Source organism: Chitinophaga rupis, from assembly GCF_900109685.1.
Taxonomy (GTDB): domain Bacteria; phylum Bacteroidota; class Bacteroidia; order Chitinophagales; family Chitinophagaceae; genus Chitinophaga; species Chitinophaga rupis.
In genome coordinates, this window is record NZ_FOBB01000011.1 from 100,587 (window position 1) to 115,689 (window position 15,103).

14 protein-coding genes are annotated in these 15,103 nt (G+C 48.1%); 4 read left to right on the forward strand and 10 right to left on the reverse strand.

The window, feature by feature from the left end; translation table 11 throughout:
* Positions 1-91: 91 nt before the first annotated feature.
* Positions 92-1,477, reverse strand: a complete 1,386-nt coding sequence (locus tag BMZ54_RS29045; protein WP_089920514.1) for a M28 family metallopeptidase — start codon at positions 1,475-1,477, stop codon at positions 92-94.
* Positions 1,478-1,616: 139 nt separating this feature from the next.
* Here BMZ54_RS29045 and BMZ54_RS29050 point away from each other — a divergent pair, with 139 nt between their 5' ends.
* Positions 1,617-2,258: a cytochrome P450 family protein gene (locus BMZ54_RS29050; RefSeq protein ID WP_089920170.1), complete on the forward strand. Its 642-nt coding sequence runs from the start codon at positions 1,617-1,619 to the stop codon at positions 2,256-2,258.
* Between the two features lie 141 nt (positions 2,259-2,399).
* Here BMZ54_RS29050 and map read toward each other — a convergent pair whose 3' ends face one another.
* Complete coding sequence (gene map, locus BMZ54_RS29055) at positions 2,400-3,155, reverse strand: type I methionyl aminopeptidase (RefSeq protein ID WP_089920172.1); 756 nt, start codon at positions 3,153-3,155, stop codon at positions 2,400-2,402.
* 127 nt (positions 3,156-3,282) lie between these two features.
* Between map and BMZ54_RS29060 the strand changes: the two genes are divergently transcribed.
* Positions 3,283-3,609 carry a hypothetical protein gene (locus tag BMZ54_RS29060; RefSeq protein WP_089920174.1) on the forward strand — a complete coding sequence of 109 codons (327 nt, stop codon included), beginning with the start codon at positions 3,283-3,285 and terminating at the stop codon, positions 3,607-3,609.
* A 108-nt stretch (positions 3,610-3,717) separates the two neighbouring features.
* Here the strand turns inward: BMZ54_RS29060 and BMZ54_RS29065 are convergent, their stop codons facing one another.
* Both BMZ54_RS29065 and BMZ54_RS29070 read right to left on the reverse strand, forming a co-directional pair.
* Entirely contained in the window at positions 3,718-6,444 is a 2,727-nt protein-coding gene (locus BMZ54_RS29065) for a glycoside hydrolase family 78 protein (RefSeq protein WP_089920176.1), read from the reverse strand.
* A 129-nt stretch (positions 6,445-6,573) separates the two neighbouring features.
* The gene (locus tag BMZ54_RS29070) at positions 6,574-7,455 is read right to left on the reverse strand and encodes a DUF4349 domain-containing protein (protein ID WP_089920177.1); all 882 of its coding nucleotides are present in this window, start codon (positions 7,453-7,455) and stop codon (positions 6,574-6,576) included.
* Positions 7,456-7,715: 260 nt separating this feature from the next.
* Here BMZ54_RS29070 and BMZ54_RS29075 point away from each other — a divergent pair, with 260 nt between their 5' ends.
* Entirely contained in the window at positions 7,716-7,979 is a 264-nt protein-coding gene (locus tag BMZ54_RS29075; RefSeq protein WP_089920179.1) for a hypothetical protein, read from the forward strand.
* A 294-nt stretch (positions 7,980-8,273) separates the two neighbouring features.
* Complete coding sequence (locus BMZ54_RS29080) at positions 8,274-9,701, forward strand: cation:proton antiporter domain-containing protein (RefSeq protein ID WP_089920180.1); 1,428 nt, start codon at positions 8,274-8,276, stop codon at positions 9,699-9,701.
* On the opposite strand, the gene BMZ54_RS29085 is transcribed toward BMZ54_RS29080, so the two are convergent.
* The 6 genes from BMZ54_RS29085 to trmD form a co-directional block, all read right to left on the reverse strand.
* Complete coding sequence (locus BMZ54_RS29085; RefSeq protein WP_089920182.1) at positions 9,679-10,371, reverse strand: hypothetical protein; 693 nt, start codon at positions 10,369-10,371, stop codon at positions 9,679-9,681. The two genes, BMZ54_RS29080 and BMZ54_RS29085, sit on opposite strands and share 23 nt — an antisense overlap.
* 61 nt (positions 10,372-10,432) lie before the next feature.
* Positions 10,433-11,743 carry a lytic transglycosylase domain-containing protein gene (locus BMZ54_RS29090; RefSeq protein WP_162277698.1) on the reverse strand — a complete coding sequence of 437 codons (1,311 nt, stop codon included), beginning with the start codon at positions 11,741-11,743 and terminating at the stop codon, positions 10,433-10,435.
* Positions 11,744-11,756: 13 nt separating this feature from the next.
* On the reverse strand, positions 11,757-13,211 hold the full coding sequence (gatA, locus tag BMZ54_RS29095) for an Asp-tRNA(Asn)/Glu-tRNA(Gln) amidotransferase subunit GatA (RefSeq protein WP_089920186.1): 1,455 nt from the start codon (positions 13,209-13,211) through the stop codon (positions 11,757-11,759).
* A 130-nt stretch (positions 13,212-13,341) separates the two neighbouring features.
* A complete protein-coding gene (locus BMZ54_RS29100; RefSeq protein WP_089920189.1) occupies positions 13,342-13,575 on the reverse strand; it encodes a Sec-independent protein translocase subunit TatA/TatB in 234 nt (77 codons plus the stop codon).
* 189 nt (positions 13,576-13,764) lie between these two features.
* Entirely contained in the window at positions 13,765-14,112 is a 348-nt protein-coding gene (rplS, locus tag BMZ54_RS29105; RefSeq protein ID WP_089920191.1) for a 50S ribosomal protein L19, read from the reverse strand.
* A gap of 222 nt (positions 14,113-14,334) precedes the next feature.
* On the reverse strand, positions 14,335-15,009 hold the full coding sequence (trmD, locus tag BMZ54_RS29110; protein ID WP_089920193.1) for a tRNA (guanosine(37)-N1)-methyltransferase TrmD: 675 nt from the start codon (positions 15,007-15,009) through the stop codon (positions 14,335-14,337).
* Positions 15,010-15,103: the final 94 nt, after the last annotated feature.

A 15,103-nucleotide genomic window follows, 5' to 3' on the forward strand; every position in this document is an offset into this window, starting at 1 on the left:
CCGCCCAGCGGGGAATGCCATTGAAAATAAATTATGATGTGAGTAATTAAATGCTTCGATTCCTACTTGTTAGCTCTTGATAAACCATTTATTACTTAGCCGGTTTTACCGGTACGCTCTGTCGGCCAGCTACTTTGGGCACTACGGGCAGGCTTTCATTCCCCGCTTCGCCTACAGATTGTACGGCAAAAAAGTAATTATCTTTTGAGTAAGGGAGCTTGATATTCGTATCAGCAGTAAAAAATTTCTTTTGCCATACTGCGCTGCTGGATTCCCGCATCATTACATAGTAACCTTTTACTTTCCCGTGCAGCGGCGCTTTCCAGTGCAGCGTAGTAGCATTGCCCAAACCTGCTACATCTACCAATACCTCTTCCGGCATAGACGGCGCTTTGGCCAGGTTGGCAAGGTTTGACAGGTTCATGGCGGCATTCTTGCGCAGGTATTCAAAGTCCATGAATTTTACCAGGTCGCCATACTCGATGCCATTTTCAGTGCGCAGGTCCTGATGCTGGTGGTAAAAGTTCTCATTCATTTCTGTAAAGCGTACGGCAGCATATCCATTCTCTACAAAAGGGGAGTGATCCCCGCCGCGCAGGAAACGGTCGTTACGGTAGATCAGCACTACCTCCAAATTCGCCACATACCGCTCACCGGTTTCTTTTACATAGCGGGCCAGCTGCCGGGCCTTACCATCATTTTCCAGGCCCATTTGCCGGATGGCTGCAGCGGTAGCAGAATCTGTTTTATAAGGCAGCCCTTCGCTGAACACGCGGATCTGCGTATTATTAATAATGTTGGTTTCGTTGCTGTTATTACTGCCTACAATATCATTATTCAGCATAGCCTCAATATCCCAGTGCTGTTTGCGGGCCTTATCTGCTAAAAAGTGTGCGCCTAGTAAGCCCTGTTCTTCGCCACTTACGGTTACAAAGATCACGGTAGCAGGAAACGCATGGCGGCTCATTACCCGCGCACATTCTATTACCGCTGCACAACCGCTGGCATCATCATTGGCGCCGGGTGCAGTGCCGGTACGGTCCATTACATCTGTACGGCGGCTGTCCAGGTGCCCGCTGATAAGGAAGATGCGTTTATCATCAGGATCTGTTCCTTTTAAAACACCCATTACATTACCCAGGTTTATCGGCACATCTACCCGCTTACCGTCAGGCATATACGTAATAGTATCTATATAGGCCGTTAAACGCCCGCTGGATTGTGTAGCAAACTGGTTGAACTTACTTAACACCCAATTCCTGGCTGCGCCTATACCACGTTTAGCCTCTTTCTGCGTGCTCAGTGTACTGCGGGTGTCATAGGATACCATGGCCTGCACATACGCCTGCAGGGAATCCGCAGAAACTTCCTGCACCATTTGCGCTATTTCAGGATCCTGTTGTATAATAACCGGTGATTGCGCTTTTGCAGCACCAACGCTTACTGCCAGTAAAACAGTTATGAGGGCGTATTTCATATACTTATTATTAGACCGTTGATAAAGTGGTTCACTAATATAGGGTAGTATCCCCAGAAATTCATAGCACAATAGCAGCTGCAAGCATATTTTATTGCACGCTGAAGTATTTTTTTGTACCAGGTTGTAACCTTGCAGCATGAAACATGCGTTGTTCCTGCAATCTGAAATTGCCGATCCTTTCGCCATTTATACACAACAGCAAACCAGTAATCCTGTTTATTGGGATGCGCACAACGGCATTTGGGCGGTATACAGCTACGCTGCCTGCAAAACAATATTGGACAGCAGCAGCGCCTGGATACCGCCCCTGCCTGTTGTAACCAATGCGCCGGCGGCAAACCTCATCCGCAGCCAGCTGGCACGCTTAAGCAATACATCGCAACACGCATCTGCACGGGAAACTGCCTTACAGCTGTACAGGCAATATACCCGGGTAAACATCCCGGCATTAATGCAAACGCTGCTGGGTAATGAAACGGAAACAGACTGGGTGCAGGCGGTTTGTAAAAAATTACCGGTGCTTTATTTATTAAAAGGATTGGGGGTTACAAATGATGACAGTGCTTTCATCCTGGATAATATGCCCCTGCTTACACAACTGATGCTGTCTCGTGATACCCTTACACAACCCTCTGTGATTAACCATATCTATGAACCAGCGGCTAAATATGTACCACCCGGAGTGGGCGTTATAAGCAATTTAATAGGATTATTGATACAGGCCTATGATGCGGGCCGCGCTACCTCACCTTTGGCAGCGGGGCACATGCGTGCATAGCCAATCACTTTACTGTGTTCTTAGCGGCTACTGCGCTGCAATATCTTTTTTCGGAGTATAAAGCCGTGGCGCTAACAGGTGCGCCCATAGCCTATGAAGCGGTAATGAATGCAAGATTACCTGTAAGCATTCACCTTTCACTCAGATGCCGTTAGACTCTGTTAAAATAACAGGCTGGCCATCTGTGATCATGATGGTATGTTCATGCTGGGCCACAAAGCTGCCGTCGTTGGTAACCAGTGTCCAGCCATCACCTTTATTATATGCGTAGGTTGCGCGGGTGGAGATAAAAGTTTCAATAGCTACAATACCGTTCTTCCTGAAACGGTCCAGGTTAAAGCGGTCGTAAAAACAGGGAATTTCCTTGGGCGCTTCATGCAGGCTTCTGCCTACGCCATGGCCCACCAGGTTTTTAATTACACGGTATCCCGCTTTCTTGGCTTCCGTTTCTATTAACCTGCCAATTTCAGCGATCTTAACGCCGCCTTTAATATGCTGAATAGCTTTATGCAATATTTGCTTAGATGTATTCACCAGCGGGGCATGCTGGTGCAGGTCCTCTCCTAACACAAAAGAGCCGCCATTATCTGCCCAATAACCATCCAGCTCACCGGAAACATCCACATTCACCAGGTCGCCCTCCTGTAGTATGCGGTTGGAGGGGATGCCGTGCGCTACCTCATTGTTCACGCTAATGCAGGTCCAGCCGGGGAAACCATAAGTTAATTTGGGAGCAGATTTTACGCCTGCTGCTTCCAGCAGCTGCCCGCCATATTCATCTAACGCGCTGGTAGTCATGCCCGGTTGCGCGTATTCCTGCATTTGCCGCAGCACAGTACCTACGGCTTCACTTACCTTCTTAATGCCTTCAAGCTCTGTATTGGATGTAATTGACATAATTCAAATTTACGAATTATTTAGGATCAGGCGGTTATACGCTGGGCGCAATTTCATTTTGAGGCCCTGTTAAACCATGGGCATTATATGCAGTCTATCATACATACACCTTAAAAACTATATGCGTATGAAACGTATTATTTTTGCAAGCGCTTTTATAGCCTGTATGGCCATCAGTTATATGTCCAACGCGCAAACTGCCACACCGCGCGTTACACAACGCCAGGTAAACCAACAGAAACGTATAGCCGGCGGCGTTAAATCCGGTGAGCTAACTGCACGGGAAACAAAACACCTGGAAACAAGGGAAGCTAAGCTACAGCAGAATAAAAAAGAAGCTAAGGCAGACGGTGTGGTAACCGGCCAGGAGAGGCGCCAGCTGAAACGCGAGGAAAACCGCAACAGCCGTGCCATTAAGCGCCAGAAACATGATGCTCAGCAACAGCAACGATAAAAGATCTGGTTTTAGTTGTTATAATTTCAAGGGCTGTACCATTTACCGGTACAGCCCTCTTTCATTAAAATATTTATCGACGCCTGCCAATGAAAACATTGGTGCAGATCAAAAAGCGCCCGTGAACGCATATTTGCCGGAGCCTACATTTACCACCACATACCCCCCTTCAGTGCCGCTTACCTTTATATCTTTTTGTGATGAAAGAGCCTGCCCGCCTTCCTGGATATTTTCCGCGCTGCTGCCCGGTATGTAAATAGTAGCGGTAGTGTTGGCAGGAACCTCCACATTCAGTAAAATTTTCCCATCGCTTATTTTCCAGCCGGCAGCTGCTGCACCGTAATAAGTTTTTAAGCTGGCATTGGCGCTGGTAATACCACCACCGGGGTGCGGCTGTACTTTAATATGCTTGTAGCCCGGCGCATCGTCATACGTATCCAGGCCTGCCATAGTACGATACATCCAGTCGCCAATAGCGCCGTAGGCATAGTGGTTAAAGGAGGTCATGCCGGGATCCTGGAAAGTACTGTCGGGCTTCATGGAGTCCCAACGCTCCCAGATAGTAGTAGCGCCCATTTTTACCGGGTATAACCACGACGGATATGTTTTTTGCAGCAGCAGCTTATATGCTACCTCTGTTTGCCCGAAACGGCTTAACACATGGCACAGGAAAGGCGTGCCTAAAAAGCCGGTAGTAAGGTGGTTATGATAATGCTTAATATTCTCCACCAGCTCACCTACAATACGCGGGCGCATGGCTTCAGGCAGCATATCAAAATATAGGGTTAGCACATAGGCGGTTTGCGTGCCGGATACCAGCCTGCCGTTTGGTGTTACATATTCCTTTAGAAAAGCAGCTTTAATGCGGCGCAGCTGTTCTGTGTAATAGTTTACATCTTCTGTTTTACCTAATAGCTTAGCGGCATTGATCATGATCTGCGTGGAGTTGGCCCAGAAACACTGCGCCACCAGGCGACTGTCTGTTATAGCTGATACCGCGTTAAAAGCATCATTCTCCTCTGCACGGTAAGAGAGCCAGTCGCCAAACTGGAAGCCGGTATTCCACAGATCATTTTTGGCTGCCTTTTCAATATAACCTACCCAGGCTTTCATGCTGGGATATTGCTCTTCGATCAAACGGGCATCCCCGTATGCTAAATAAGTGTTCCAGGGAACGATGGTCGCTGCATCAGACCAGCCGGTAGCGCCCACCGGATCCGGGAACACCGATGTTAAGTTAGGTATCACAAACGGCACAGCGCCATTGGATGCCTGGTCAAAAGCCACGTCTTTTAACCATTTGGCAAAAAAGTTATTTACCTGACGGTTAAAGGTGGCGGTGCGGGAAAACATGGCTGCATCCCCGGTCCAGCCCAAACGTTCATCACGCTGCGGACAATCCGTGGGCACATCCAGGAAGTTACCCTGCTGGCCCCAGCGGATATTGTGCTGCAGCTGGTTTACCAACGGATCAGAACAGCTGAAATCCCCGGTTAAAGGCATATCGGAATACAACGCCACAGCTGTAAAATCAGCGGGGTTCAAAGGTCCGTTAATGCCTTTTACGCGGATGTAACGAAAACCATGAAATGTAAAATGCGGCTCAAATACTTCCGTACCATCACCTTTCAGTATGAACATATCTTCCGCCCTGGCGGAACGGAGGTTTTCATAATAAGGCTCCCCTTTTTTATCCAGCACTTCTACATGCGCTATCTTAACCGTATCACCTGCTTTGCCTTTTACTTTTACCTGCACCCAGCCTACCAGATTTTGCCCAAAATCCAGCACCTGGTCGCCTTTGGGTGTGGTAATAACTTTGGTGGGCGTAAAGGTTTCATGTTTTTTAATAAGCTCGTTATAGGAAGCGGAAAGGTTACTAAGCGGTGCATCTTTGATCTTAACTGCTGCCCACTGGCTGTCATCAAAGTCCGCGCCGGCCCAGCCTGTTTTTTGCAGACGGGCATCAAACACTTCACCATCATATATTTCAGACGATACAATTCCACCCGTAGCTGCTTTCCAGGAGTTATCAGATATTACTGTTTCCGTAGTACCATCTGTGTAATGAATATTCAGCTGGAACAACAAAGCAGCATCCTTGCCATAATAATTTTTCAGCTTGCTCCAGGTAAGCGGTCCACGGTACCAGCCGCTGCCGAGTATTACCCCAATAGCATTTTTGCCGCTTTGCAGCAGAGAAGTAACATCATAGGTTTGATAAGTGAGGTGTTTGTTATAGCTGGTCCACCCGGGGGGCAGGAAAGCATCGCCCACCCGCTTGCCATTCAGCTGCGCCTCATATAATCCGTGCGCAGTTATGTAAGCGGTGGCCGACTGTACTTTTTTAGCGGTACTAAACGTTTTGCGAAAAAAAGGAGCAACGCCGCCGGCACTGTCGCCCGGTAAACCGGAGCTGATCCACTGCGCTTTCCAGTTACCGGCATTCAGCAACCCGGTTTGCCAGTAAGCAGGTGCACTCCAACCGGAGGTTTTACCTTTATTATCCCATACCCGTACCTGCCAGCTGTAGCGGGTATCCGGCTCCAGGGCCTGGCCTTTGTAAGCTACGTGTACGGAAGAATCACTGTTCACTTTTCCGCTGTTCCATACCACCGTATTGTTTTTGGAGATCTTTAATTCATAAGCGGTTTGTAATACATTCCGCTGAGTGGTGGCTAATTGCCAGCTGAAGCGTGGCTGCAGCACATCCAGGCCAACAGGATTGTTCAGATTTTCGCAGCGCAGCTCCTGCACTTTAACCTGTGAATAGCCGGTATAGGAAAAGAGTGATATAGCGCCTATTATGGCGGCAAAAACGTGGATCTTTTTCATGCAGTTATAATATTATGGACGTATTTACAAATATCCTACACGCCGCTGTAAAAGTATCCTATACTGTCCCATAAAAGTAACAGGAAGCAACTTAGTGCTTCCTGTTACTTATTACCTGCTTCCTTGCTATTACTTCACACTTTTCACCACATACCTGCCCTGCATTTTCCGGTAGCCATACCAGCCTACTCCCAAAAGTATCAGGAATGGCCACAGCTGCAGCAGGAAGAGCACTACACTACGGAAAGCATCTGCTCCGTTACGCAGCGCCGTTAACAGCTCTGTACCAAAACCGGCGCGGGTCACCTGCTCCGGGTTCACGACCACCTGCACATCCGCCACCTGCGGCTGGAACAGCTGCACGGTGAAAGTGGCATAGTTCACATCATCCAGGATGGCCAGGTTCATGATCTTACGGTCAAAGGCATACTCTTTTTTCCTGTCCTGGTAAGCCATTACATCCAACGGAGTACTGTCTTTGCCGGGTTTTACAGGGGATGCGTCCATCTTTTTGTTCTTCAATGCATTGGTCAGGTAATCCCAGGTTTTGTCCTGCTCTTTCAACGTACGGTAGTCAATAAACGCTGCCATGCCGGTAAGGGCATGCACTACTGAATCCAGGCTGGCCGCAGGTACGCGCAATGTAAGGTTAGCCGTGGGCGTATACAGCTGAATGCGTTTCAGTGAATCCGTGGTGTAGGAAACCTCTTTTAACACCCCGAACTCATTTTGCAGATGGCTTTCCACTATAATGCCGTTCAGGCCTGTAACTACCTGCTCCAGGATGGATGCTGCGTGGAATACATTATTCACACGGCATCGCACATCAGCAGTGCGCACCCTTTTCCGCGACGGGGAATTGAGCGCAGTAATGTCATTCGCAAATTTGGTGGAGTCGGCCTGCACTTCATAAGCAGCAACAGTTTGGGAAGGCTCCCCATTATGCGGTGCTGACTGACAGGCAGCCAATACCAGGATCGGCAACATGAGGTAAGAAAATGAAGAACGCATAGGGTGTAGTTTTCACTTTATATCCCCGGTTCATTAAAAGTAACCTGCGTAAAAAGTTAAAATAACCATAAAGCATTTTTTAGTATTGGTAAACAATTAGTAAGAGAAGGGGAAGCCGGATAACGTCGTAATAACAAAAAAATTGTTATGAAAATGATCAATAATATTATCTTAGTCATAAATCACACTATTCCAAGCAGGCGCCGGCGTTCCTATGCACCGGGTAAGCCCCTTCCCTAAACCAGGACAAAAACAATGATATGAAGGTAGATAAAACCACACTTACAGACTTTATTAATACATCCTTCCCTTCTTATAAGGTAGATATAACTGCATTTAATTCAGGCGTGATCGTGATAGACGTGTTCAGGTCAGGGGATGTAGTGGCTATCCAGTATGATGGTGAATCTTACATTGGCGTATCCGTGGTGCCTGACACGAAACGTGCTGGTGGCGCGGGATTACCGCAAAATGTTTTTCATACCGTAAAAGAGTTTGAGGATTATATTAAGAGAATAGCATAAGCACAACTATCCAACATTCCAGTTATAAGAACGGACAGCAGATCACGAGAGACTTATTTTCCCGGACATTTTTTTCACCAATAATTTTCCAGTGACTTCCCGGCCAATACTTAATCCGGTGTTACGGTTAGTGCGTCGTACTCATCCGTATAGCCGTGATCATTTCACTAACGTTTACGGACATACGTTATTCAGGCAGGCAGCGAGTCAGTTGTAATGATAAATATATCCACAGCTCCGGAGCTGGTATACAATAGCATATTTCCCTAACTTGTAGCTGCAAACCACAGGCTTATGCGTAAACGAACTCTGTTGTATCCGGTTATCATTGGTGTTTTTGGCGGCTTAATATGGTTCATTATTAACCAGGGCAATCATTTGCCGGTAAATGGCAGGGGCGCTGTACCCGCTACCACTGCAGCGCCATTAAGCTTAGGACAGCAATGGCTGGATACCATCCACCATCCCCTCAGTCTTTTATTATTGCAGATCATCCTGATCGTAGTAACGGCCCGTATATTTGGCAAGCTGGCCAGTTATATAAAACAGCCGGCTGTGGTGGGCGAAATAGTGGCAGGCATTTGCCTGGGCCCTTCCCTGCTTGGATGGCTATTACCTGGCGGCAGCAGCTTCCTGTTCCCGGCAGACAGCCTGAAAACCCTGCAGTTCCTGAGCCAGATAGGCCTGGCCTTTTTCATGTTCATAGTAGGTATGGAGCTGGATGCCAGCAAAGTAAAAAACAAGGCGCATGTGGCTGTGATGATCAGCCATGTAAGCATTGTATTCCCGTTCTTCCTGGGCGTATGGCTGGCGTATTATATTTTTCCCAACTTTGCCCCTGCCAATGTTGGGTTTATATCCTTTGCCCTGTTTATGGGTATCGCTATGAGTATTACGGCCTTCCCGGTGCTGGCGCGTATTGTACAGGAGCGTAAGCTTACCGGTACCCCATTAGGCATACTGGCTATTACCTGCGCAGCAGCCGATGATGTTACTGCCTGGTGTATACTGGCTGCCGTGGTAGCCATTGCAAAAGCTACCGGTTTTGCAGGTACGCTTATTACCCTGGGTGCAGCCCTGCTGTTTGTGGCCATCATGTTATATCTTATAAAACCCTGGCTGGGTAAGCAGATCAGGAAGTACACTGCTGCCGGTAACAAGGTAGCGGCCGTAGCTACTGTATTCCTGGTGGTCCTGCTCTCAGCCTGGATCACAGAGGTGATCGGCATTCACGCATTATTCGGGGCCTTCCTGGCAGGCGTAATTATGCCGGCCGATGCAACTATCAAAACCTGGCTTACGGATAAAGTAGAAGATATCAGCGTGCTGTTGCTGCTGCCCATTTTCTTTGCCTTTACCGGCCTGCGTACACAGATAGGTTTGTTAAGCGCCGGGCACCTGTGGGCTGTTTTTGGACTGATCATGCTGGTTGCTGTGGGCGGGAAATTTGGCGGCAGCGCGCTTACCGCGCGGCTAATGGGGCAATCCTGGACTGATTCTATGGCTATGGGCGCTTTAATGAACACCCGCGGGCTAATGGAGCTGATTGTGCTGAACCTGGGTTATGACCTTGGCATTTTATCCCCTGAAATATTTGCCATGCTGGTGTTAATGGCCCTGGCCACCACCTTTATGACCGGTCCCCTGCTGGACTTGGTTAAGCACTTTGAAGATAAAAGATCCTGGAAGGCATCCGGCCCTATGAAGGCAAGCCTTGAATAAAAGCTTCCAGCCTTTGCCGGTTAATTACCTGGTTATTCCACACCCAGGTATCCTGGCTTTGCAGGTTGGCCATGCTGGCATCTGACTGCACGGCCAGCCATTGTATAAAGCTGGCCTTATCCGCGAAGGTGCGGGCGCCGGGTGTAAAACCGCCATCCCAAACCTCTCCGTACAGGTACTGCCCTTTCGCATTTTTTTCCAGTCCCATACCGCAGTAATCCCGGTGGCTGTTCATAAGAGCGCCACGGTTAAGGGCCTGCGCAACCTTGGTGGCCAATGCCTGGCCGTAGGGCGTGTTATTAGCCAGCAGAGCGGCTTTCATGTCCTGCAGGCGCTGGTCTGTGTCCGCTTTTTCCTGCAGTGCATTGGCTTTTTCCATGGCCTTCATTTCCGCCGGTGAGGTAAGCCGGTACACAAAATTATTTTGCTCAAGATCTATATCAATAGTAAAAGCAGCGGCCTGCGGCGCTTCCAGTGTCAGGTATTGATGAATAAGCCGCTGCAGCGGCATTTCCAGGTCCCAGAAAAAAATATTCTTCCCATCTGCCTTTTGCCCACGCAGCGTAAGCAGGGTGCCCGAAGTTACCTGGCACTCCAGCCGGCCGCTAATGCAGCTTGCAGCATACAGCTTGTTGCGTAAAAATTCGTTGATCTGCTCCTGTATGAACATGACAATGGTATTCATAAAAAAGGACCGCCTGGGCGGTCCTTCCTGTATATCCTGTAATGATCTATTTCTTTTTCTTAGCAGCAGTGCTGGTGGTAGTCCGCTTTTGGGCGGTGCTTTTCCTGGCAGTGCTGTGTTTTTTGCCGGAGGTTTTAGCTTTGTAGGATTTGGCAGTGCCTGTTGCTTTTTTAGCGCTGCTGGACTCCCGTACCGGGATCCTGGCCGGGGGCGGGAATTTAGCCCTGGTGGAAGCTGCTGCCTTATCATCCAGTGTCATTTGAATGGATTCTTTCAGTATCTCATCCTTCTCGTTCATGAACACTTTCATTTTGTCTTTAGGTACCCGCAGGTCATAGCTGTTTTCCGGGCCGGCCAGTGCCTGTGCAAAGCCAGGGTTCAGGCGGTTCATTTCAGCTACCTCTATGTTCAGCTTTTTGGCAATAGCCTCTATGCGGTATTTGCCGGCAATGTTGAACTCTACGGTGTTGAACATATCATCTTCCGTAAGCTCAGAGGGTGCTGCTGTAGTGAAAGCAACCGGTTTTTCCATGGAAGCTACCAGGCTGCTGCTGCCTGCATCATCGCCTACACCAAAGAAGTTATTGAACCTATCCAGTATATAACCGGTAGCAATGAACTTGTACACATGGTTACGGGATTCTGCTGGCAAAAAGTACTGCATGCCCCAGAAGTCTTCACGGCCGCTGGCTTTCATGGCACGTTGTACTCCACCGCCACCGCAGTTGTAAGCGGCTACTACCAGCAGCCAGTCGCCAAACTGCTCATACAGCTCGTTCAGGTATTTGGCTGCTGCCAGGGTGGATTTGTAGAAGTCTTTTCTTTCATCCACTTTTTTACCTACACTCAGGCCAAAGATGCGGGCGGTACCGGACATAAACTGCCAGGCGCCTACGGCTCCTACCCTGGAACGGGCGTTGGTATTAAAGCTGGATTCAATTACCGCCAGGTACTTCATTTCTTCAGGAATACCATGCTCCCTGAAAATTTTCTCGATCATTACGAAATAGGGTTCACCTCTTTCAAGCATGATCTGTAAATGCTGGCTGTAACGGGTAGCATACGTGTTAATATAACCTGCTACCAGGTTGTTGTTGATCTGTTCATACACCTTGGGGCTGCGAACGCTGGAGGGCAGGCTTTCTGCGCCCCTTCTTACTGCTGCAGTAGCAGCAGCTGTTCCAAAAGGTGTAGTAGTGGTATCTTTCGGCAGTTTTACCTTACTCATAAGGATCGCCGTGTCCGGTGCTGCCAGTTGGGGAGCTACCATCTCTTTAGATACCACATCGCCATCTGCCGCAAACACACTCATTGCACCCATCGCTGGCAATAGCAGTAGTAAAAAGATTTTCCTCATACACATTTTTATTTTAAACAATAGTAACCTGTCTCACTGAAATCAATTGCATAACGTGATCTGCAATGTTTAACAAGCTCGCTTCGTCAAATTGCTTTGTGATGATCTGCACACCAAAGGGCATTCCGTTTGAATGCCGGCGCAGTGGTACGGATATAGCCGGTACCCCTGCTAGGTTCGCCAGTACCGTATAAATGTCGGCAAGGTACATGGCAATAGGATCTTCGGTTTTTTCTCCAATTTTAAAAGCTGTACTGGGAACAGTTGGCATTAAAATGGCATCATACTCGGATAATATCTGTGATAGCTTGTCTACCACCAATCTTCGAACCTGCTGTGCTTTAGTGTAATAGGCATCATAATAGCCTGCACTTAGCACAAAGGTTCCCAGCAATATACGACGTTTTACTTCCTTACCAAAACCTTCCGACCGGCTTTTTTTGTAGAAATCGGTCAAATCCAGGTCTTTTTGGGTGGTTCTGTGGCCATATTTTACTCCATCAAATCGCGAGAGGTTTGAGGAAGCTTCTGCCGTGGTGAGCACATAATACGCGGGTACTATATAATCAAGGTAGGCAAAATCTGTGGCGGTTACTGTGTTTCCGGCCGCTTCTAACTCTTCAAAGAAGCCGGAAAATCCTTCCCGCATTTCGGCATCCAGTCCCTCATGATGCAGTGCGTCTTTTAAATACGCGAATTTGTATGTTTTATTGTGCACCAGGGCAGCCTGATAATCAGGAATTTCCTTTTGCGCTACTGTACTGTCATACTCATCGGGCCCGGCAATAACCTGTAAAACCGAAGCCACATCTGCAATATTCCTGCCAAAAATACCTATCTGGTCAAAAGACGAAGCATACGCAATTAACCCATAGCGGGAAATGCGGCCATAGGTAGGCTTTAACCCTACTATACCACAAAAATCGGCCGGCTGCCGTACGGAACCGCCAGTATCACTTCCCAGGCTTACCTGGCATAAACCAGCCTGCACGGCTACTGCAGAGCCACCGGAAGAACCGCCGGGCACCCGGGAGTTATCCAGCGCATTCAGCACCGGCCCGTAAGATGAGTTTTCGTTGGTAGATCCCATGGCAAACTCATCGCAGTTCAGGCTGCCTATAATAATAGCATCCGCTGCCAGCAATCTTTCAATTGCAGTAGCGGAATACAAAGAGGTAAATCCTTCTAAAATGCGGGAAGCGGCGCTTACTTTATGCCCTTTATAGCAGATCACATCCTTATTGCCTACCACAACCCCTGCCAGCGGGCCAACCGGCTCTCCTTTACGGATGCGGGCGTCCAGCTCAGCTGCTTTTTCAAGGGCTTCCTTTTCATATACTTCCAGGAAGGCATTCAGATGTGAAGATTGGGCTATGCGCTGCAGGTAATAGCGTACTACCTCCGTACAGGTAGTGCTGCCGGCGTATAAGGCTTTGTGAAAAGACGATATACTGCTGAATTCAGACAATGCTAAACCAGTTAAATTCTTTAATGTTAAATTGGTGATATGGTTAAATTGGCAAATAGGCTGATCTATTCCGGCAATTTAACATAAAGCTCCGTAACAATTTTCCGGTAGTCGGGCGGCGTAACGGGAATTACTTCTTAACGTCAGAAGTGGAAGGCTGTTCTTTCATGCCATCCTCAATTTCCTGGCGCACATTGTTCTTGGCATCATTAAACTCACGGATACCTTTACCAAGACCGCGCATTAATTCGGGAATTTTTCTTCCACCAAACAGTAATAATACAACCAGTGCTATTAACAGTAATTCAGTCATACCAAGATCTTGGAACAGTAAAAGTGGTGATTTTACAATAACGGCAGTCATTTTCTCAGTTTTAAAAGTTCAGTGTACAAAGATAGACCTTATAATTGGTATTTTCTGACGCAGGCTATTAGTTTAAGTAGATTTTAACCTTGCGCCGGGCCAGCATTCTGAGCAATAAGGGTTATAAAAATAGAAAACGGAAACCGTCAGGAACGGTTCCCGTTTTCACTAATTTCCCTGTATTGTGTACTAAACCCTTTTTTCTTTGATACGGGCTGCTTTACCAGCGCGCTCACGCAGGTAATACAGTTTTGCCCTTCTTACCTTACCTACTTTATGCAGCAGGATGGAATCAATGTTAGGAGAGAACAGGGGGAAAACCCTTTCAACACCTACACCATCAGAGATCTTACGCACGGTAAAAGAAGCAGTAAAACCAGTACCCTGGATCTTCATCACATCTCCTTTAAAGGATTGGATCCTTTCCTTGGTACCTTCCACGATTTTATAGTTAACGGTAACATTGTCACCGGCTTTAAATTTCGGAAATTCTTTTTTTCCTGTCAGTTGCTCGTGAACAAAAGAAATAGCGTTCATCTTTACAATTATTTATGGGACGGCAAAGGTAAGTATACAAATGAGAAGTTCCAAATTATTGCGGAAAAATATTGATAGGGCTGTAGCAGCTTTTAGCGGTTAGCTATTAGCAGTTAGCTTTAGCTGCCGGCCATTAGCCGTAGGAATAGCAGTTAGCCATTAGCTTTTAGCGGTTAGCTCCGCGACAATCAGCTAAGAGCTAACGGCTAAAAGCTAATAGCTCTACTTCAACAGATCCGGGCGGCGCTGTTGCGTGCGTTCCAGGGCCTGCGTATGCCGCCAGTCCTCAATTTTGCGGTGGTCGCCGCTAAGCAGCACCTCCGGCACCTTCCAGCCCCGGAACTCCTCCGGCCGGGTATAAACCGGCGGCGCCAGCAAATGGTCCTGGAATGAGTCAAAAAGGGCGGAAGTTTCATCATTCAGCACCCCGGGTATCAGGCGGCCAATGGCATCTACCAGCACGGCAGCTGCCAGCTCCCCGCCGGACAGCACATAATCGCCAATGGAGATCTCCATGGTAATGAAATGCTCCCGGATCCGCTCATCTATGCCTTTGTAATGGCCGCATAATAGCAGCAGGTTACCTTTTAACGACAATTGATTGGCCATAGACTGGTTCAGGGTAGCGCCATCGGGGGTCAGGTAAATCACCTCATCGTAGGTGGTTTTGGCCTGTAGCAGCTCAATAGCGTTGATCACCGGCTCCATCATCATTACCATACCGGCGCCGCCTCCAAACTGGTAGTCATCCACCTGGTTATGTTTGAAGGTAGAGTAATCCCGCAGGTTATGCACCTGTATTTCCAGCAGTCCCTTTGCCTGTGCCCGTTTCAGGATGGAATGGGAAAAGGGGCTTTCCAGCAGGCCCGGTTGTACGGTAATAATGTCGATGCGCATATGTTCAATTTTGGGTCGATGGTCCATAGCCGATGGTCCATGGCCTGGTTCGCAATTCGGTATCTCCATTTACGGTCCACAGACCACTGCCTTT

Excerpts from the sequence above, each read along its gene's own strand:
- BMZ54_RS29045 (WP_089920514.1), bottom strand. The coding sequence starts at position 1,477 with ATGAAATACGCCCTCATAACTGTTTTACTGGCAGTAAGCGTTGGTGCT.
- BMZ54_RS29050 (WP_089920170.1), top strand. The coding sequence starts at position 1,617 with ATGAAACATGCGTTGTTCCTGCAATCTGAAATTGCCGATCCTTTCGCC.
- map (WP_089920172.1), bottom strand. The coding sequence starts at position 3,155 with ATGTCAATTACATCCAATACAGAGCTTGAAGGCATTAAGAAGGTAAGT.
- BMZ54_RS29060 (WP_089920174.1), top strand. The coding sequence starts at position 3,283 with ATGAAACGTATTATTTTTGCAAGCGCTTTTATAGCCTGTATGGCCATC.
- BMZ54_RS29065 (WP_089920176.1), bottom strand. The coding sequence starts at position 6,444 with ATGAAAAAGATCCACGTTTTTGCCGCCATAATAGGCGCTATATCACTC.
- BMZ54_RS29070 (WP_089920177.1), bottom strand. The coding sequence starts at position 7,455 with ATGCGTTCTTCATTTTCTTACCTCATGTTGCCGATCCTGGTATTGGCT.
- BMZ54_RS29075 (WP_089920179.1), top strand. The coding sequence starts at position 7,716 with ATGAAGGTAGATAAAACCACACTTACAGACTTTATTAATACATCCTTC.
- BMZ54_RS29080 (WP_089920180.1), top strand. The coding sequence starts at position 8,274 with ATGCGTAAACGAACTCTGTTGTATCCGGTTATCATTGGTGTTTTTGGC.
- BMZ54_RS29085 (WP_089920182.1), bottom strand. The coding sequence starts at position 10,371 with ATGTTCATACAGGAGCAGATCAACGAATTTTTACGCAACAAGCTGTAT.
- BMZ54_RS29090 (WP_162277698.1), bottom strand. The coding sequence starts at position 11,743 with ATGAGGAAAATCTTTTTACTACTGCTATTGCCAGCGATGGGTGCAATG.
- BMZ54_RS29100 (WP_089920189.1), bottom strand. The coding sequence starts at position 13,575 with ATGACTGCCGTTATTGTAAAATCACCACTTTTACTGTTCCAAGATCTT.
- rplS (WP_089920191.1), bottom strand. The coding sequence starts at position 14,112 with ATGAACGCTATTTCTTTTGTTCACGAGCAACTGACAGGAAAAAAAGAA.
- trmD (WP_089920193.1), bottom strand. The coding sequence starts at position 15,009 with ATGCGCATCGACATTATTACCGTACAACCGGGCCTGCTGGAAAGCCCC.